We start from the raw sequence: 19,407 nt of genomic DNA on the forward strand, positions 1-19,407 counted from the left end.
TTTTGTAAAATTGTTTTACTTTTGCCACTGAAAGTGGACTGATTTGATAAAGCTGCCCGGTGCAGCCCGGATTGCAACCACGTAAAAAAGTGCTAAACCCGCTATTTCTTTTTTACTGCATTCCTTTCAAAACGGTACCTTTCTCAAAATTTTAAAAAAATCGACAGGAAATATTATGCCCTATTTATTTACTTCAGAGTCCGTTTCAGAAGGACATCCCGATAAAGTAGCCGATCAGATATCGGATGCACTAATAGATAACTTTTTAGCCTTTGATGCCGACTCGAAAGTAGCCTGCGAAACGCTGGTAACCACCGGCCAGGTTATACTGGCAGGTGAAGTAAAATCGAAAGCTTACCTTGATGTACAAAAAATTGCCCGCGATGTAATTAACCGCATTGGTTACACTAAAGGTGAGTATATGTTTGATGGCAGTTCATGCGGTGTACTTTCGGCCATTCATGAGCAATCGCCCGATATTAACCAGGGTGTTGATAAACAGGACCGCGAAGAGCAGGGAGCAGGCGACCAGGGCATGATGTTTGGCTACGCCACCGTTGAAACCGACAACTATATGCCCCTGGCATTAGATATTGCTCATGCCCTGTTAATTGAACTGGCAGCCGTACGTCGCGAATGCACCGACATTAAGTATTTGCGCCCGGATGCAAAATCGCAGGTTACGCTGGAATACAGCGATGACAATCAGCCGCAACGTATAGATGCCATTGTAATATCGACCCAGCATGATGATTTTGATGAAGACGAGGTTATGCTGGCCAAAATCCGTGAAGATATAATCGGTTTTCTCATTCCGCGTGTGAAGGCCCGTTACCCTAAATATGCGCACTTTTTTAATGATGATATCACCTACCATATTAACCCAACCGGTAAATTTGTGATAGGTGGCCCGCATGGCGATACCGGTTTAACCGGCCGTAAAATTATTGTAGACACTTATGGTGGTAAAGGTGCCCACGGTGGTGGTGCGTTTTCGGGTAAAGACCCATCTAAGGTTGACCGTTCGGCTGCTTATGCTACCCGCCATATTGCCAAAAACCTGGTGGCTGCCGGTGTTTGTAACGAAGTATTGGTGCAGGTATCGTACGCTATTGGTGTAGCACAACCTATGGGTATTTACGTAAATACCTATGGTACTGCAAAAATTGGCCTCAACGATGGCGATATTGCTCGAAAAGTAGAAGAACTGTTTGATATGCGTCCGTACGCTATTGAAACCCGCTTTAAACTGCGCAACCCTATTTACAGCGAAACAGCGGCTTATGGTCATTTTGGTAAACCAAGCCAGGTTTTAACTAAAACCTTTGTAAGCCCCGAAGGCCGTGAAGTAACTAAGGAAGTGGAATTGTTTACCTGGGAAAAACTGGATTATGTAGAAAAAGTAAAGCAGGCTTTTGGCTTGTAATCATTGATACTATAATGTTTATTGTATGGGCGCCCCGATAAACATCGGGGCGCCATTTTTATTTTTATTAAAATTGTTAAATATTTACTTCATATCATTGCGAGGAGCGATAGCGATGTGGCAACCGCACGTCTGCATATCTAAACGCGTGTAGTTGCTACGCAATGCCATAGTTTTCATTTGAAATACTTGTTAAATCTTTCCTCCCCATCACAAAAATGACCACCTCCTCCACCCCGCCCTCCCGGCTACTGATCATACTGGCATTTTTTGCTGTTTACTTTATTTGGGGATCTACTTACCTGGCTGTGCGTTTTGGCTTAACCGGTTTCCCCCCGTTTATACTGGTGGCGTTACGATATATAGTTGCGGGTGTGGCAATGCTGGCTTACTGCAAAATTAAAGGTGAAAGCTTGCCCGAATTAAAATTACTGAGCAGGCAATCGGTTAGTGGAATACTGATGCTGGTTGGCGGTACCGGCATGGTGGCCTGGGCCGAGCAATACATTACATCTGGGCAGGTAGCGGTGCTTATTGCAGCGCAGCCTTTGTGGTTTTTAGTGTTAGATAAAGCTAACTGGCGCAACTACTTTTCCGATAAATACATCATTTCGGGCTTACTCGTTGGTTTTGTGGGCATATTTTTGTTTATGAAACTTGGGCACGAGGAGGTAAAAGAATCATCTATGAACCTTGTAGCCATGATAGGTGTGCAAATTGGGGCTATGCTGTGGGTAATAGGATCGCTTATTACTAAAAACAGTAAAGGCAGCAGCAGTGTGATCATGAATAGCAGTGTACAACTATTAGCCGCCAGCTTTTTCAGTATCATTATTATTTTTATATCGGGTGAACACCGAGGTTTTTCCTTGGCAAATGTACCAATGCAGGCATGGCTGGGTGTAGCTTTTTTAATTACGTTTGGATCGTTAGTGGCCTACCTGGCCTATATTTGGTTGTTAGGCCATGTAGCACCAGCGCTGATCAGCACATACACTTATGTTAACCCTGTGGTAGCCGTGTTTTTAGGCTGGGCTTTAGCCGATGAGAAATTATATGGCGGCCAGTTTATTGGTTTATCCGTAATACTGGTGGGCATTTTACTGGTGAATGTGCCGGGGTATAGGAAAGCCATCAGCAGACGGTAGCCGTAAAAAGAATCTCAATTTATATATTTTACCCTATGCAAAACCCCGAAGCAAACCCCTGGAAAGTTGTTTCCGAAAAAGAAGTATATACCAATACCTGGATCAGCCTGATCCATCATGAGGTGATCAATCCATCGGGCAACCCCGGCATTTATGGCAAAGTGCATTTTAAGAACCGGGCCATCGGCGTAATTCCGCTGGATGTAGACATGAATACTTATCTGGTAGGGCAGTTTAGGTTCACCATTAACCAGTACAGTTGGGAAATTCCTGAGGGTGGCGGCCCTTTAAACGAAGATCCGCTGGATGCGGCCAAGCGTGAATTACTGGAAGAAACTGGCCTTAAAGCCAGCCAATGGACCGAACTCTGCCGCATACACCTCTCCAATTCGGTAAGCGACGAATATGGTTATATTTACCTGGCCCGCGAATTGGAGCAGTTTGAAGCCGAACCGGAAGATACCGAACAACTGGTTGTAAAAAAAGTACCATTCAGCGAAGTTTACCGCATGGTATGCAACAGCCAAATAACCGACTCCATGACCGTAGCCGCCGTGCTACGTGTACAACTGATGATAATAGAAGGAAGCATAAGTTAGAGACAAGAGGTAAGAGCCAAGAAATAAGACTATTAATGGGTGAAATCTTGGCTCTTGTTTCTTGGCTCTTACCTCTAAATAATTACCTTTGCCGGTTAAATGAAACAGTTTTTAGGATACCTACTATCGGCCATTCATTACCCTGCATTTGGGTTATTACTGCTTATTTTTCAGCCTATACAATGGTTTTGCTACAAAATATTTGGCTACGCCGCACACAAAAAATCGGTTGATATTTTAAACTTCTTCCTTACTAAAACTTACTACCTGCTGGGTAACCGGGTAAGTTTCACTAACAAGCAAAACCTGCCGTTAAACCGTCCAATCATTTTTATTTGTAACCACCAGAGTATGTACGATGTACCGCCGCTAATTTATTACCTGCGCCGTTACCATGCTAAATTCATTTCTAAAGTAGAACTTACCAAAGGCATTCTATCCATCTCTTACAACCTCAAAGTAGGCGGCGGTGCCAATATAGATCGTAAAGATCCGCGGCAAGCCATTATGGAATTGAGCAAACTGGCAACCCGTATGAAAGATAATAACTGGTCCACCGTGATCTTCCCCGAAGGTACCCGTTCTAAAGACGGGCATTTGAAACCATTCCAGTCGGCCGGAGTGGCAACCCTGCTCAAAAAGTGCCCTCATGCCCTACTGGTACCCATTGCCATTAATAACGCCTGGAAAATGGTGCAGCATGGCATATACCCCCTTGGCCCTTTTGAGCACCTCACTTTTGAAGTATTGCCACCTGTTGAGCCTAACGGTCGTCCGGCAGATGAATTGGTGAAAGAGGTTGAGGAATTGATAAGGCTTAAAGCAGGTTAGTGAATAGTAGCAGTAGCGAGTGGCAGTAGCAGCGATTAGTGGTTGCAGTGGCCGTGTAGCAGCAATATCCATTACACAGGCATTACTGCTACTGCAACTAACCCCTGCCACTAAATATTCTTCTCCTCCACCATCTTAAAAAATTCATCGCGGTAAGTGTCGCCAATAGGGATCACTTTATCGCCTATAGAAATTCGGCTGCGTTCAATACTGTCTATCTTGTTAAGGGCTACAATATATGACCGGTGTACACGGATGAAATGGCGTTCGGGCAGGGCATCTTCCACCTTTTTCATGTTTTGCAGGGTAATAATACGCTCGGCCGGGGTAAATATAGAAATATAATCTTTTAAGCCTTCTATAAATAAGATGTCTTTGAGGTACACCTTCTGAATTTTGTGCTCCGTTTTTACAAAAATAAAGTCGTTGCTAAAATCTGATTGAGGCTGTGGGGTCTCTTCTTTTTCGGCAGGTTTATTAACCGGGAACAGCGTTGCCTGTGCCTTTTGCGCAGCTTTATAAAACCTATCAAAAGCAATGGGTTTAAGCAAATAATCCATAGCATCCAAATCATAGCCCTGTAAAGCGTATTGGGGATAAGCAGTGGTCAAAATCACCTTAGCCTTACCGTTGGAAATACGCAGAAACTGGATACCTGTTAGCTCGGGCATTTGTACATCTAAAAAAACCAGGTCGATGCCGCCGTCCTGTACCAGGGTAAGCGCCTCAATAGCACTGGTAGTAGATTTAACCAATTGCAAAAACGGTATTTTAGCAATGTAGTCTTCTACAATGTGTAAAGCCAAAGGCTCATCATCAACCACCAAACATCGGATCATGTTATAAAACTAATGATAATTCGCAAGTATAGGTATCGGCCGTATCATTAATATTTAAATGATAGTGGTTAGGATACAACAATTTTAAACGTCGCTTTACATTATTGAGACCTATACCCCCGGCAGCATCGCGGTTATGCAGGTGCTTTTTATTGTGCATGTAAAACTGCAGGTGGCCGTCGTCAACCGTAATTTTAAGCTGGATAGGCGCGTTAGGGTCATTAGCTACACCGTGTTTAAACGCATTTTCGATAAATGAAATAAGTAAAAGTGGCACTATTTGCTGATTGGTAATAATACCGTCTACTTCAAATTTCACATAAGAGTTATCCCCAAAACGGATCTTTTGCAGATCGATAAAGTTTTGCAGGTATTGCAGCTCGTTAGCCAGGTCAACCTTATTATCGTTACACTCGTACAGCATGTAACGCATAATTTCGGAGAGTTTCAGAATAGCCTCGGGCGTATTTTCGGCACGTTGGTAAGCCAGTGAATAAATGCTATTGAGTGAATTGAACAAAAAATGTGGATTGATCTGCGATTTCAACAGGGCCAGTTCCGCCGTAAGTCGCTGATTTTCCAGGTCGCGTTGGATGCGTTCATTCAAAAACCAATCGACCGTAAAATGCAATAGTAAGCTCAATAGTATAAATATGATACTGGTAAAACAGGCACTTATAAAATATGAAGTGAAGCTGATGGTTTTGCCATTATGAATTAGGATGTGTTCTTCAAATACCCACCCTAAACCGTATTTAAGAAAGCCAATGACAATTATCGACGTTATGATGATCAACCCATATTTCCTGTAGTTATTCCTGTTTAGATAATTAGGGATAAAAACAAGGTAGTTAAGGTAAAACAAGCCAATATTGATGATCCCATAACCCACAAAGGTTACCAGCAAATCGACCATCTTTATTTTGGCGTTGTTATGCGCGAGGTACATAAAAAAAGACGTTGTCCCTATCCAAAATAACGAATGCCAAAATATTTGCCAGCTTCTTTTCATCGGTCCTAATATAGTTTTTACCCTATAAATTTAGCCATATATTATATGCACCTGCTGTTTTTACCGATGAACCCCTCATTGTAATCGATGAACTATTTAGTTGGGCTAATTAACCGTTCATCTATAAATGGAGCCAGTTGGTCTAAATAAGTTTTTGGTGACATTTTTTTGACTTTACTTTGTATCATCAAATCAGTCGCAATGAAAAAGTTAACCGCTAACATTAATCCTTTTATTTTATTATTAATACCCGTGTTATTTGCAGTGGTATTAGGTGTAAGCTATCAGTTTGAACAAGCCGAGCATTTTGCCAACAACAGCAGCATGCCATCAATGGAACAAACCACCTCTTTATTTTCAAAAGGTGTACAAGTAGTTAAAATGGTTTGCTCAATCTCAAAAGAGAGACTATGGTAATTCAAACCGAGAATCTCAACTTTTACTTTGGCAAACAACCGGTTGTAAAATCACTATCGTTACAGGTACCCGAAGGCAGTATATTCGGCTTTTTGGGTCCGAATGGCGCGGGTAAAACCACCACTATAAAGTTACTGCTCAACCTGTTGCAAACGCAAGAGGGCAATATCCGCATTTTCGGTTTGGATTTAAAGGGCAACCGCTTAAAAATACTTTCGCAAATAGGTTCTCTTATTGAGCAGCCTGCTATATATACACATCTTACCGGTAAAGAAAATCTGATTAATCGTGCGCGCTTATTGCAGGTACCGGTTGGCCGTGCCGATGATATGCTGGCCTTAGTGCATTTAAAAGATGCATCACATAAAAAAGCCGGCAATTATTCGTTAGGGATGAAACAGCGCCTGGGCATAGGCCTGGCCATGCTGGGAGATCCTAAACTGCTCATTTTGGATGAACCTACCAACGGTTTAGATCCTAACGGCATTATTGAGATCCGCGAGTTGTTAATGAAACTGGTTAAGGAGCAAAACAAAACCGTTTTTGTAAGCAGCCATTTACTGGCCGAAATTGAGCGTATGGCTACGCACGTGGGTATCATAAACCACGGCGCCATGATGTTTCAGGGTAGTATTCAGGATCTGGAAAGCATTAGCCAGCCGGTTGTGCAGGTTGAAACAGACAATACGGTGGATGCAGCTAACTTTTTGAAGAGAAGCGGCCACGAGGTTACTAACGTTACCGAAACATTTTTGACCATTCCTTATCTATCGAAAGATGTAACGGCAGCTATTAATGCCAGTTTGCATAACAATGGGCATAAGGTGTACAGCATTGGTAAAATGCAAAAAGACCTTGAAGAACTGTTTTTGAATATTACCAAACAAGCCTAACCTACGCATGAAAGGATTTATACTCTCGCTGCAATCAGAATTTTACAAGAGCCGCAATACGTTAGGCTTTTGGAGTGCCGTATTATTACCACTCATATTAATGTTTTTGGTAAGTATAGGCTTTTACCTAAACTATGCCAAGCTAATGAAAATGCCCTCCCAAATGCTGTGGGGTCAGTTTGCTGGCATTGCCATGGGCATAATGGGTACTTTATTACTGCCTATGTTTATCATATTTTTAGCCTATTCGGTCAACAATATCGAACACAAATCAGACACCTGGAAGACTTTATTTACGCTGCCTATACCTAAATGGTCGGTTTATAGTGCCAAGTATGTTTATACCGTTTTTTTACTTTTCCTGAGCTTAGCCCTATTTGCCACGTTAACCATAGGCTTTGGTAACTTATTAGGCGTTATACAGCCAAAACTTAAATTCAGTGGTTACCACATGGAAGGCGAGCTGTTCCAGGTTTATGCTAAATTATTCCTGGCCTCATTAGGCATCCTATCCATACAATTTGTAATGAGCCTCATTTGGAAAGACTTTTTAAAGCCTATGGGTATTGGTTTTTTAGGCACTATTGTAGGTATTATATTGGTTACTGCCGCTAAATGGGAATATGCTTATGCTTTCCCATACTCGCAGCCATTGCTCTCCATTATGGGCATGTCTAAAAAAATGAAAAGTAGTAACAGCCTCGACATGCTAACCAAAGAAGTAGGCGTTAGTCTGGCCATAGCAGCCGTAGTGTACGTTGCCGGGTACTTTATTGTAAAACGTAAAAGCATCAAATAGCATCACCTTAACCACATCATACAATAAAAAAAGAGACGCCGTTTGGGGTCTCTTTTTTTGTTAATTTCTTTGTAGAGACACAACACCTTGTGTCTCGCTACCGTCAATTAAAACGCCCGCAAAGACACAACACCTTGTGTCTCGCCATCCGATAGGTAAATACAAGAGAGACACAAAGTATTGTGTCTCTACGGGTGGTGAATATTTTCCGTATCCGATGCCCAGTTTGCTGGGTTATTGTAAATATAATTCCTAATATTCTGGTACTCATTTTCGTCCCGAATTACCCGATCATGATATTTGGATTGCCAGGCGAAATCAATTTTGTTTAATGTGGCGTACTTTTTTACCGAAGCTTTATATCCCCTGATAACCGATGCTATATTTTGCGATTGCGCCCCAAATTGATTTAAATTCCAGGTGGTTTTACCCGGTTTGTTAACAAACAATATACCGTGAATATGATTAGGCATAATCACAAATTCATCCAGTTCTATGTAATTATGATATTGCGGGATAGTAAGCCAATTTTGTTTTGCGATTGTAGCGATCTCTTTCTCCTGCAATAAAGGAGATTCAGAATTTTGCTGTTCAATTTCTCCAAAATAATGATTACGCTCATGGGTACAAATGGTTATAAAATATAAGCCATGCGAACCATAATCCCAAAAAAGCCTTCGAAAAGATTTAGTTCGATATTTTTGCTGAAATTTCTCTTCTTCCATTTAAAAAATTTGTAGAGACACAACACCTTGTGTCTCGCCATTGATGGGTAAACACAAGAGAGACACAAAGTATTGTGTCTCGCCATTGATAAGTAAAACATTTCAAGAGAGACACAAAGTATTGTGTCTCTACGGCTCTCCTCTTATCTTACTGGTTTTGGATACACTGCCAAACTCTCATGTCCATCGGCATCAACCGATTGTACGGCGAAGAAGTAATTATCTTTGGAATAATCTGAAGTAAACTCGTTTCCAGTCACAAAAATCTTCTTTTCCCAGTAGGGGTTGATGGTTTCGCGCATTAAAATATAATAACCGGCTGGCTTTTTACCGGCTTTGGGCTCTTCCCATTTCAGCGTGGTTTTATTGGTTAAACCGCTGGTGCTCACGCCTACATTTTGAGGCTGCGCTGGTGCTATTGCCAGGTTAGCCAGTACCGACAGGTTCATGCGGGCTACTTTTTGAATATAGTCGTAATCGGCAAAATCGGGCATGTCGCCATAATCAACGCCATTTTCTTTACGCACATTTTGATGCTGACGGTTAAAATCCTCATTCATTTCGGTGAAGCGTACGGCGGTAAAGCCGTTTTGCAGGAAAGGCGTTTGATCGCCTCCGCGCAAAAAGCGGTCGCGGCGGTAAATCATCTTCACATCCAGGTGACTCACGTAGCGTTCGCCCACCTCTTTAACATAGCGGGCCAATTGCCTCGACGGACTATCGTTTTCGCCACCATTACCTATTAATGAAGCAATTACACGAGTATCGCCAGCAGCGGTAGAAGGTATGCCCTCGCTAAAAACCCGGATACTGGTATTATTCTTGATCCCATTTTCCATACCTATAGTATTGCCTACAATGTCGTTATTAAGCAAAGCATCTATGTTCCATTTTTCGGCTTTGGCGCGTTTGGCTAAGTTCCCCGAACCGTTTAAACCCTGCTCCTCGCCTACTACCGCCATAAATATGATGGTAGCCGGGAACGAGCGCTTGGCCATAACCCGTGCAATTTCCATAGAAACAGCCGTGCCAGAAGCATCATCAACTGCACCCGGAGCTACTGATGCTGAGTCCATTACATTATTTACGCGCGAATCGTAATGGCCCGATACCATGTACACTCGCGTATCATTAGGATCGGTGCCCTTGAGTATAGCCAGCACATTTTTTAATACCGTGGGCTTGCTAATGCGACCACCTGCGGGTTGGGTAAAGGTGTCGAATTCTACCTTCATTCGACCTCCAGAAGCAGCGGCATAGCGCTCGAACTCTGCCTTAATCCAATTTCGGGCGGCCCCAATGCCGGTGGTTTTGCTGGTAGTATCGCTGGTGGTATGACGGGTTTTAAAGCTAACCAGCTTACGAACAATGGCTTGTATATTCTGCGATGATACTTCATCGTCCATTTGCTTAATGGCGGCATCGGTTTTAACGGTGGTTTGCGCCATGGCTGGTACAGCAAACAGTAAAGGAAGTAAAAATTTTAATTTCATGAAATGCAGGAATTTGACCATAGCAAGATAAGGCTTAGCTTCAAGAAAAAAGACCCAAGAAACAAGATTTTTACTTTGAAGCCTTTATAGCTATCATATCATGTGTTTTTCGCTTCATAGAATCACATATAAATCCATTTAACCGCATATTTTCACTTCAAAATACATTTAACCGCATTGGGCTAAATCCATATCAGAAATTGCTGATAGATTTTTCGCCAAGGCAACGCTGTCCCAGTTTTTCAAAAATGATCCGGTTTATTTTTACAATTTAAACCACTACATTTAGCTACCAATTACCAACTTATATGAACTCAATAAAATACCTGCTCGTACTGTTGCTTGCCACATTAACTCTTACCACATTGGCGCAAATAAAACTGCCTAAGGTAATAGGCAGCAATATGGTTTTACAGCGCAACCAACCGGTACCTATTTGGGGGTGGGCTTCCCCCGGTAAAATGGTTAAAATAACTTTTGGCAATCAAAGTAAAACCACCAAGGCCAACAACGCCGGTTACTGGAAAATTACGCTGACCGCCCTTGCGGCTAATAGTAAGCCGCAGGAGTTACTCATTACCTCTGATACCTCCACCCTGAAACTCAGCAATATTCTGGTAGGCGAGGTTTGGTTATGCTCGGGCCAATCGAACATGGAATATACCATGAAGCTGATGAAAGGCTATACCAAACCGGCAAAGGGTATCGATAGTACCGAACTGGAACTGGCCGTTACCAATCCTACCATCCGCCTGTTTAAAGTAGAAAAGAAACTGAGCCTGCCCGATGTGACTACCAACGGCTGGCACGAAAGCGGAGGTGAGGCCTTGGAGCAAATCTCGGCAGCAGGCTATTACTTTGCTAAAAACCTGCAGGCTAAGCTGCAGGTGCCCATCGGTATCATCAGTTCATCGTGGGGAGGCAGTAGGATTGAACCCTGGACACCACCTTCGGGTTATGCAGCCTTACCTGCCTTTGCCGAAGAAGCCGCGCATGACACCCTTAAAATTGACGGTGTAATACCGGGCAGCATGTATAAAAGTATGATTGAGCCGCTTGCCCCGTTTGCCCTGCACGGCTTTTTATGGTACCAGGGCGAAAGTAACTGCATGATGAATGAACCCGGCATGCGTTATGCCGATAAAATGCAGGCACTGGTAGATAGCTGGCGCAAGCAATGGGGCAACGCTAAAATGCCGTTTTATTCGGTACTGATAGCCCCATATTATTACACCAAACGTAAAGACAAGGTGCCGCACACCACCGAAACGCTGCCACTGTTTTGGGAGCAGCAAGTACAATCGGCACGGATACCTTTTACTGATTTCATTACCGTGACCGACCTGGTGGACGACCTGCCCAACATCCACCCCTCATACAAGTGGGAAGTGGGCCGCAGGCTGGCCCTTGTAGCTTTGGCTAAAGATTATGGGTTTAAGGCTACCACCTACAGCGGACCGGTTTACCAACGCATGCAGGTAAAAAACAACCAGGTTATATTAACCTTCGCCAATGCCGCCGGACTAAAAACCGCCGACCAGCATTCGCCTGCATTTTTCACCATTGCGGGTGCCGATGGTCAGTTTGTGGATGCGGACGCTAAAATTTCTGGAAATACCATTATACTCAGTAGTCCCGCTGTGAGTAAACCTACTACCGCCCGCTTTGCCTGGACGGAAATTGCCCGGCCAAACTTGGTGAATGAGGCAGGTTTACCAGCCGTACCATTCAGAACTAATGGCTTGGAATGGGAGTACAAGAAATAGATTCGATAGTTTATAACTTCATTTCACGACTTATAATATTACAGCCTGCGATTGTTGTTATTATTGCACCACATTGCTTTGCACAGCTTGTTGATACCACCATCCTTAGGCTGAACAGCAAATAGCTTACACAACGTACCATATAACGCTGCAACAATAACGTATCATAAAAAGAACAGGGTAATATTTTTACACCATAATGTATCGGTAATGAATAAAGCCAAATTAAGCCTGCTGCTAAAAGGCCATTGTACAAACCCTAATTAGCCGAAAGTGCTTTGGTTGGCTCAAATAAATGCCAGGGTAAGGATGTGAAGGTGCTTGTGCCTTTGGTTTCCCAGGTAAACATTTCTATCCATAAAATATACAGATGTTCGGCTGCCACCAACCCCAACCAAAACCAAGGGGAATATAACAACCATTATAACGCCCTAAAACATAAGAGCATCAGTTTGAGGGTTACAACTTTAAAGAGTAGATAGCTGCTTGTAAACAAACTTAAAACTGAAACTTATTGATCATAAAAGAGTTCATATCAACGGATGATTTAAGCTAAAGTTAAAATTACAATTGATATGGATTTAAATATTAAAGGAAAAGTTGCCGTTATTACCGGGGGCGATTCGGGTTTAGGATTGGCTACCGCTAAATTGCTGGCCGCCGAGGGTGTGCATATTGTATTGAGCGATATAGATCAGGATAGCCTGGACGAAGCAGCCAAAGAAGTAAGCTCGGTGGCTGCTGATATAAAAGTGCTGGCTCTTGCGTGCGATTTAGGAAAGAATGAAAGCGTATTAGAACTGGCTGCCAAAGTACAAAGTGAATTAGGCGGTGCCAATATCGTTATCAACTGCGCAGGTGCCCGTGGCGCAGCAGGCGATTTTTTAACCCTTACCGATGAAGACTGGCAGCAAACCATAGATATCGACCTTTTAGGTGCGGTACGCGTATGCCGTGCTTTTATCCCGCAATTGCAGCAAAAAGGCTGGGGCAGGCTGGTGCTGGTAGCATCCGAAAATGCTTACCAGCCTTACGAAGAAGAAAGCCCGTACAATGCTTGCAAAGCCGGGATCATCAACCTATCGAAATGCTTGTCGCGTGCTTACTCTAAAGAGGGTTTGCTCATCAACTGTATCTCTCCTGCTTATATAGAAACCCCCATGACCGATGCCATGATGGATGAACTGGCAAAAGAAAAGGGTACCTCTAAAGAAGAAGCCGTACAATGGTTCCTTAAAAACAAACGCCCGCACATGGCGGTTGGCCGTCGTGGTAAAGCGGAGGAAGTGGCCGCTGTGATCGCATTTTTATCATCAGAACAAGCCAGCTTTGTAAATGGCAGCAATTACCGGGTAGACGGTGGCGCGGTAGAATCAGCATTTTAATAAACGGAGTAATTTTTTCAGAATAGCATGCCCGTTACTTACGGCATGCTATTTATAAATACACCCATGAACGATACCCTATCGGCCAATAAAGCTATTGTAAACGGCACTGGCGAAACCACTATAGTTTTTTTGCACTACTTTGGAGGTTCGGCTTTAAGCTGGCAATGGGTAGTTAATATTTTAAAAGATAGCTATAAATGCGTTGCCATTAACCAGCCCGGTTTTGGTGGTTCGCCTATGTTAGCGCAGCCATCTATTGAAGGCTTTGCTACTTATGTGCAGCAACAGTTAATCAATTTAGGTGTGGTTAACTATGTGCTTGTTGGGCACTCTATGGGTGGAAAAATTGCATTACAGGTTGCCGCTAACGAAGGTGACTCGGGCCGCGTGCAACAACTTATCTTGTTAGCGCCATCTCCGCCAAGCATAGAGCGCATGCCCGAAAATGAGAAGCAACGCATGCTCAATCACCCTAATGCCGAAGAAGCCGCTACCACCATAAAGAACGGAACTGTACTGCCCCTCACTACCAACCAGCACGAACTTGCCATAGATACCCAGTACATAACCGATAATAACACCTGGCGCTGGTGGTTAGAAGAAGGCATGAACCATTCTATTGCCGATGTAACAAAGGGATTAACATTGCCCATTACTGTGATAGCATCGAAAGAAGATCCTGCCGTTACCTATAAAATGACCACAGCCGATACCATGCCCAACTTACCGTTGCATGCCCGCTTAATAACTACCGATGGTATGGGCCACTTATATCAACTGGAATCACCGGGCTGGCTGGCAGAAACATTGAAGCTTGTTATTGAACGGAAATAATGTGGGATTGCCGGTTTTTTACCAACTGTGTAAAACCCAATACGGGTTTAGCAGCGTATATAAGCAACAACGTTGTTATCCATGTTTGCATCCCCGTTAAATTTATACCGTATAATTTATAAGCTTTTACTAATCGCTTTTTGCTGTAATTTATTATGCAGTACAAGCAAGGCTCAAGCCAATTCATCTTATTTAAAAGATAGCACAGACACTGCACGCTCTACCCGCTATATAAACCAGGAGTTTAATCGTATATATCTTCAAAATGCCCGGCTCTCCACCTTTGGTAACGAGTACGGAAATGTGCTACCTACGCAATTGGTGGCCGATCTGGTCGGGAACTTCGTGGTTTTCAATACGGCTAAATCGCGTTTCTCATTCGTGTTTAATCCGCGGGTAAAGTTGCGGTTACTGGCTACGCAGGGCGCGCCGGTAAAATCGCCCAGTTATATGCCGGGCGGCACTTTGTATATGCGGACAAACCGCAACTATTATAAGCCTTCTTTTTTGTCTCTATCGTATTCGCATCACTCTAACGGTATCCGCGGACCAACGTTGAATCCTGATATGACCTTTAACCGCGACAGCGGTAAGTTTACCACCAACTTTTATACGCTGACCTACACCCGGGGCAAACGGGTTGATAAGGATAACCTGATAGCTAACCAGTACAAAAGTTTAGGACTGGAGGTACATGCCGGTTTGTTTAACCTGGGCTACTCTAAAGCGCTTAAAAACCAGTATGGTTTTGTACGCCTTAACGGGAGTTACCTGTATAATTTAACCCGTGCTTATACCGATGAAGTAGACGCCACCAAGCGCACTTTTAATAATTGGATGCGGCTACAGGTAGACTTTCAGTACATTATGGATAAGTACAATAATTATAACATTGCCCAAATCAACAAGCGGCTTAATATCAACGCCATTTACTATTACCAGTTCCCGTTCATGAAAAACGTAGCCCTCATGGCAGGCGGCGGCTACCGCGGTCAGGATGATTACAATATATTTTTTCAGGATAGTTATGGCTATTTTACGGTGGGTTTAGCCGCCGGGGTTTCGTTTGGCTTTCATCATTAGTAGTATAGCACTGTTATCATGTTTACTTGTCGAAGTAAGTGGGTGGATAGAGTTGCTGGCCAAACTTTTCGGCAATAGCTTTAAACTTTTCTAATATATCGGGCCCCATGACAGGTGGGGGTAAAAAAGTATTGTATTCAACGGGCTGGCCAATTTCTTCGAACATTTCTTCCATACCTGCGGGGGTAACTATACACAGCATGTGGGCCAGGGTATCAGTTTTGTTTTTAAACTGGTGAATTAACCCACCTGTAGGTATGTTCACAAAGCTGCCCGGTTTAGCGGTGTAGGTGCCTTGTTCGGTGGTAACTTCAATTTCGCCATCGAGTATGTAAAAAGCTTCTTGCACCTGCGCATGGGCATGGGGTCCGGGGCCGCCGTTTGGTGGTACCAGCATATCAATAAGGGCGTAGGCGCCTCCTGTTTGCTTGCCTGAAATTACGATGCGGTAAGTATCGCCTACCACCGAAACGCAAGTACCTTCCTGGCTGTTTGAAGTGGTGAAATGGTTAATTAAGTTTTCCATAAGCTGTTGATTGTTCTGTTACTGTGTAGTAAGTAACAATAAACCGCCTGATTGTGTGTTGATTACGGGGTTGTTTTTGCGTTAAGGATAGTAGCGGATACCGGCCCGTGGCTATGGCCTGTGCAGTATGAGCGCATAGCCTGCCCGCAGCGAGGGCCTTGTGTGCAGGATAGGGAAACGCCCGAAGAAGGATCGAAGATAGAAGATCAAGTACTCCTTACTCCTGAATAAAGGCTTCCAACTTCCCTCATCTGCACATCTAAAATCTGCACATCCACACATCCAAAATCACTACCTTTACTTTTGTGATGATACAGCCCGCTTCCGAAAAATACAATCAGAAATTTCAAGATATACTGGCCCAACTAAACGACGAGCAATTAGCTGCCGTGAACAAGGTAGATGGTCCCGTTTTGGTAGTAGCCGGCCCCGGTACCGGTAAAACGCAGATATTGGCCGCCCGCATTGGCAAGATCCTGCTGGAGACCGATGCACAGCCCAACGAAATCCTGTGTTTAACTTATACCGATGCTGGTGCCGTGGCCATGCGCAAGCGGTTGTTCGAGTTTATTGGTCCCGATGCCTACCGCATCAGCATTTATACGTTCCACGCTTTTTGTAACGAGATCATCCAGGAAAACCTCGACTACTTTGGCAAGCTGAGCCTGGAACCCCTGACCGATTTGGACGGCGCCATGCTGTTTCGCGAACTGGTAGACGAGTTTGGCAAAGACCATTTGTTAAAGCGTTTTACCGGCGAAATATATTACGATGTACCCCGCCTGAAAAGCCTGTTCAGCACCATGAAACGGGAGAACTGGCAGCTGGATATGATAGAGAAAGCGGTGCAGGAATACATTGACGATTTACCTAACCGCGATGAGTTTATATATAAGCGCCCTAACGCGGCCAAAGGCATCCAAAAAGGCGACCTAAAGCAAAAGGATATTGATGCGGCCAAGGAAACTATGGCCAAACTGCTTTGCGCCGTAGGCGAATTTGCCAACTACGAAGCTAAAATGAAAGAGCGTGGTAATTACGATTACGACGATATGATTATTTGGGTGCTGCGTGCTTTCGGCGATAATGAGGACCTGTTGCGCCGTTACCAGGAACGCTACCAGTACATTTTGGTGGATGAGTTTCAGGATACCAGCGGGTCGCAAAACGAGTTGTTGAAATTTATACTGGCTTACTGGGATACCCCCAACGTGTTTGTGGTGGGCGATGATGACCAGTCCATCTTCCGTTTTCAAGGGGCTAACATGAAAAATATTTTGGATTTTGCCGGCGATTATGTGGATGCCCTGCACACGGTTGTGCTCAAGCAAAATTACCGGTCGAACCAAGCGATACTGGATATATCGCGCGTGTTGATCAACAATAATAACGAGCGTTTAACAAGCCAGCTGCGGTTAGATAAAAACCTGCAGGCTGCCCACCCGCGTTTTGAGCTGGCCAAGGTTGACCCTATTATTAGCGAGTACAGCAACCCAGACCATGAACTGGTTGACGTGGCCTACCAGATAGAAGACCTCATTAAAAGTGGCACCGATGCATCCGAAATTGCGGTGATCTACAGGAACCATAACCAGGTGGAGCAACTGATCCACTACCTGGATGCCCGCCACATAGCGGTAAATACCCGCCGTAAAATTGACATACTGGGCTTGCCCTTTGGCGAAAAGATCATCAACCTGTTGCAGTACCTGGCTATGGAAATGGATTCGCCTTACAGTGGCGATGAGTTGCTGTTCGAAATCATGCATTATGATTTTTTTGAAGTGCCGCCCATTGAAATTGCCAAGGTTAGTATTGCGGTATCCAAAGCTAATTACAATGTAGCTAATGATGATCAAAAGACTTCCATCCGCCGTTATGTAAGCGAACTTAAACCTGCGCGTCAGGGCAACTTGTTCGATGCGCCCGATCCGCAGGCCGAAATGCGCCAGTTGGTGAGTAGTTTGGAAGACCTGCTTAAAATGTCGGTAAGTGTGACGTTGCAGGTATTTTTTCAGCGGGTAATTACCTCGTTAAATATATTGAGGTATGTGCTTAAACAGGTGGATAAGGGCTGGCACATGGAGGTGCTCACCAGCCTGTTCAATTTTGTGCGCAATGAAGCCCACCGAAACCCGGATGCTACCCTGAAAGACATTATGCTCACCATTGAGCTCATGAAGCGCAACAACATTCGCCTGGAGCTAAACCAGGTGATCCATGCCGAAAACGGGGTTAATTTTTTAACCGCTCACGGCTCTAAAGGGTTGGAGTACGAGCATGTGTTTTTAATTGGCTGCAACAAAAAAATATGGGATGCCAAGGGCCGCAACAACGGTTTTAGTTTCCCCGATACACTGATGCAAATTACCGGCGATGAAAACACGGCCCAGCAGGAGGAATCGCGAAGGTTGTTTTATGTGGCCATTACCCGTGCCAAGCAATGCCTCAACATATCCTATTCTACCAAAGACCGTAACGCAAAAGACCAGGAAGCTTCGCAGTTTGTAGGCGAAATACTGGCCGCCAGTCATCTGCAGGTGCAATACCCGCAGGTGCACGAAGACGCGCTGATGAACTATTTTGCCACCCAGTTTACCGAAGACGATAAGCCGGTGGTGCAACTGCTCGATAAGAACTATATTAACCAGCTGTTGCAAAACTATGTGCTCTCGGTTACGCATTTGAACAGTTACCTGGATTGTCCGCTGAAGTTTTACTTTCAGAATTTGATTAGAGTACCGGCGGGTAAAAGTCCGGCTATGGCCTTTGGGTCGGCCGTGCACCATGCCTTGTATAAGGTGTTCGATAAAATGACCAAGAGCGACAGCGTGTTTCCACCAGTGGATGATTTTATACGTGAGTTCCGGTGGTTTATGTACCGCAACCGCGATGCCTTTACCAAAGAAGAATTTGGCCTGCGGATGGATTACGGTGATAAGATACTGCCGGCCTTTTACCAGCAAAACCTGTTGCAGTGGAACAAGATCGCTTTAGTAGAACTGCCCATCCGCCATGTGGTGATTAACGGCGTGCCGGTAAAAGGTCACCTGGATAAAATTGAGTTTAACGGCAAGCAGGCCACCATTGTCGACTATAAAACCGGCAAGCTGAAATACGCCAAAGAAAAGCTCATACGCCCCACTACCGATAACCCCAACGGCGGCGACTACTGGCGACAAGCCGTTTTCTACAAAATGCTGATAGACAACGACCGCAGCCGCGACTGGCAGGTAGTCAGTACCGTATTCGATTTTATTGAACCCATTAATGAAGGTGAGTACCACAAAGAAAAGATTGTAGTAATGCCCGAAGATGTTTTGGAAGTCACCAAGCAACTCACCGAAACCTACACTAAAATTATGGCCCACGACTTTACCACCGGCTGCGGCAAAAAGGACTGCGACTGGTGCCACTTTGTGCGGAGTAATTTTAAGCAGGCTGGCGGGATATTGGAGAGTGGGGAGGAGTAGGGGGAGAGTGGCAGTTAGGTATTGTAGACAACAGGCTACAGTCATAGTCGTCGGTGGTCAGGAGATATACAGCAGGGGTTTACGATAAGCTCAACTTGCTGGAGCAGATGAATATCGTTTTTCTTATGATGTTGATTGTTAGGTAAATAAATAAT

The 19,407-nt window shown here is 44.2% G+C and carries 19 protein-coding genes; 13 read left to right on the forward strand and 6 right to left on the reverse strand.

From position 1 onward, the window contains the following. Window positions 1–175: 175 nt before the first annotated feature. The 4 genes from metK (at window position 176) to ACFQ3S_RS05675 (ending at window position 4,004) form a co-directional block, all read left to right on the forward strand. A complete protein-coding gene (metK, locus tag ACFQ3S_RS05660) occupies window positions 176–1,426 on the forward strand; it encodes a methionine adenosyltransferase (RefSeq protein ID WP_377162162.1) in 1,251 nt (416 codons plus the stop codon). 218 nt (window positions 1,427–1,644) lie between these two features. Continuing rightward, complete coding sequence (locus ACFQ3S_RS05665; protein ID WP_377162164.1) at window positions 1,645–2,574, forward strand: EamA family transporter; 930 nt, start codon at window positions 1,645–1,647, stop codon at window positions 2,572–2,574. 35 nt (window positions 2,575–2,609) lie between these two features. Beyond that, window positions 2,610–3,173 carry an NUDIX domain-containing protein gene (locus ACFQ3S_RS05670; protein WP_377162166.1) on the forward strand — a complete coding sequence of 188 codons (564 nt, stop codon included), beginning with the start codon at window positions 2,610–2,612 and terminating at the stop codon, window positions 3,171–3,173. A 99-nt stretch (window positions 3,174–3,272) separates the two neighbouring features. After that, entirely contained in the window at window positions 3,273–4,004 is a 732-nt protein-coding gene (locus tag ACFQ3S_RS05675) for a lysophospholipid acyltransferase family protein (protein WP_377162168.1), read from the forward strand. Window positions 4,005–4,114: 110 nt separating this feature from the next. Here ACFQ3S_RS05675 and ACFQ3S_RS05680 read toward each other — a convergent pair whose 3' ends face one another. After that, window positions 4,115–4,843 (reverse strand): LytR/AlgR family response regulator transcription factor, encoded by a 729-nt coding sequence (locus ACFQ3S_RS05680; RefSeq protein ID WP_377162170.1) that lies wholly within the window; start codon window positions 4,841–4,843, stop codon window positions 4,115–4,117. Between the two features lies 1 nt (window position 4,844). Further along, the gene (locus ACFQ3S_RS05685; protein WP_377162172.1) at window positions 4,845–5,855 is read right to left on the reverse strand and encodes a sensor histidine kinase; all 1,011 of its coding nucleotides are present in this window, start codon (window positions 5,853–5,855) and stop codon (window positions 4,845–4,847) included. A gap of 201 nt (window positions 5,856–6,056) precedes the next feature. Between ACFQ3S_RS05685 and ACFQ3S_RS05690 the strand changes: the two genes are divergently transcribed. From ACFQ3S_RS05690 to ACFQ3S_RS05700, 3 genes are read left to right on the forward strand one after another with little or no spacing between them, the layout of a single operon-like run. Then, complete coding sequence (locus ACFQ3S_RS05690; protein WP_377162174.1) at window positions 6,057–6,272, forward strand: hypothetical protein; 216 nt, start codon at window positions 6,057–6,059, stop codon at window positions 6,270–6,272. Continuing rightward, window positions 6,266–7,165 carry an ABC transporter ATP-binding protein gene (locus tag ACFQ3S_RS05695; protein ID WP_377162176.1) on the forward strand — a complete coding sequence of 300 codons (900 nt, stop codon included), beginning with the start codon at window positions 6,266–6,268 and terminating at the stop codon, window positions 7,163–7,165. Before ACFQ3S_RS05690 ends, ACFQ3S_RS05695 begins: the two co-directional genes overlap by 7 nt. A 7-nt stretch (window positions 7,166–7,172) precedes the next feature. Next, window positions 7,173–7,964, forward strand: a complete 792-nt coding sequence (locus ACFQ3S_RS05700; RefSeq protein ID WP_377162178.1) for an ABC transporter permease — start codon at window positions 7,173–7,175, stop codon at window positions 7,962–7,964. Between the two features lie 188 nt (window positions 7,965–8,152). Here ACFQ3S_RS05700 and ACFQ3S_RS05705 read toward each other — a convergent pair whose 3' ends face one another. Together ACFQ3S_RS05705 and ACFQ3S_RS05710 are read right to left on the reverse strand one after the other, a co-directional pair. After that, window positions 8,153–8,689 carry a transposase gene (locus tag ACFQ3S_RS05705; protein ID WP_377162180.1) on the reverse strand — a complete coding sequence of 179 codons (537 nt, stop codon included), beginning with the start codon at window positions 8,687–8,689 and terminating at the stop codon, window positions 8,153–8,155. A 143-nt stretch (window positions 8,690–8,832) separates the two neighbouring features. Next, complete coding sequence (locus ACFQ3S_RS05710) at window positions 8,833–10,182, reverse strand: M20/M25/M40 family metallo-hydrolase (protein WP_377162182.1); 1,350 nt, start codon at window positions 10,180–10,182, stop codon at window positions 8,833–8,835. Between the two features lie 308 nt (window positions 10,183–10,490). Between ACFQ3S_RS05710 and ACFQ3S_RS05715 the strand changes: the two genes are divergently transcribed. After that, window positions 10,491–11,948, forward strand: a complete 1,458-nt coding sequence (locus ACFQ3S_RS05715; protein WP_377162184.1) for a sialate O-acetylesterase — start codon at window positions 10,491–10,493, stop codon at window positions 11,946–11,948. 259 nt (window positions 11,949–12,207) lie between these two features. On the opposite strand, the gene ACFQ3S_RS05720 is transcribed toward ACFQ3S_RS05715, so the two are convergent. Beyond that, entirely contained in the window at window positions 12,208–12,333 is a 126-nt protein-coding gene (locus ACFQ3S_RS05720; RefSeq protein WP_377162186.1) for a DUF1304 family protein, read from the reverse strand. Window positions 12,334–12,523: 190 nt separating this feature from the next. On the opposite strand from ACFQ3S_RS05720, the gene ACFQ3S_RS05725 reads away from it, so the two are divergent. The 3 genes from ACFQ3S_RS05725 (at window position 12,524) to ACFQ3S_RS05735 (ending at window position 15,253) form a co-directional block, all read left to right on the forward strand. Beyond that, the gene (locus ACFQ3S_RS05725; protein ID WP_377162188.1) at window positions 12,524–13,333 is read left to right on the forward strand and encodes an SDR family NAD(P)-dependent oxidoreductase; all 810 of its coding nucleotides are present in this window, start codon (window positions 12,524–12,526) and stop codon (window positions 13,331–13,333) included. A 27-nt stretch (window positions 13,334–13,360) separates the two neighbouring features. Further along, on the forward strand, window positions 13,361–14,170 hold the full coding sequence (locus ACFQ3S_RS05730; RefSeq protein ID WP_377162190.1) for an alpha/beta fold hydrolase: 810 nt from the start codon (window positions 13,361–13,363) through the stop codon (window positions 14,168–14,170). A gap of 81 nt (window positions 14,171–14,251) precedes the next feature. After that, window positions 14,252–15,253, forward strand: coding sequence for a hypothetical protein (locus ACFQ3S_RS05735; RefSeq protein ID WP_377162192.1), 1,002 nt, complete (start codon window positions 14,252–14,254; stop codon window positions 15,251–15,253). Between the two features lie 22 nt (window positions 15,254–15,275). On the opposite strand, the gene ACFQ3S_RS05740 is transcribed toward ACFQ3S_RS05735, so the two are convergent. Beyond that, a complete protein-coding gene (locus ACFQ3S_RS05740) occupies window positions 15,276–15,779 on the reverse strand; it encodes a cupin domain-containing protein (RefSeq protein ID WP_377162194.1) in 504 nt (167 codons plus the stop codon). Window positions 15,780–15,830: 51 nt separating this feature from the next. On the opposite strand from ACFQ3S_RS05740, the gene ACFQ3S_RS05745 reads away from it, so the two are divergent. After that, a complete protein-coding gene (locus ACFQ3S_RS05745) occupies window positions 15,831–16,010 on the forward strand; it encodes a hypothetical protein (RefSeq protein ID WP_377162196.1) in 180 nt (59 codons plus the stop codon). A gap of 77 nt (window positions 16,011–16,087) precedes the next feature. After that, window positions 16,088–19,252 (forward strand): ATP-dependent helicase, encoded by a 3,165-nt coding sequence (locus tag ACFQ3S_RS05750; RefSeq protein WP_377162392.1) that lies wholly within the window; start codon window positions 16,088–16,090, stop codon window positions 19,250–19,252. Window positions 19,253–19,407 lie beyond the last annotated feature (155 nt).

The organism is Mucilaginibacter terrae (assembly GCF_042679325.1).
Lineage (GTDB): Bacteria > Bacteroidota > Bacteroidia > Sphingobacteriales > Sphingobacteriaceae > Mucilaginibacter > Mucilaginibacter terrae.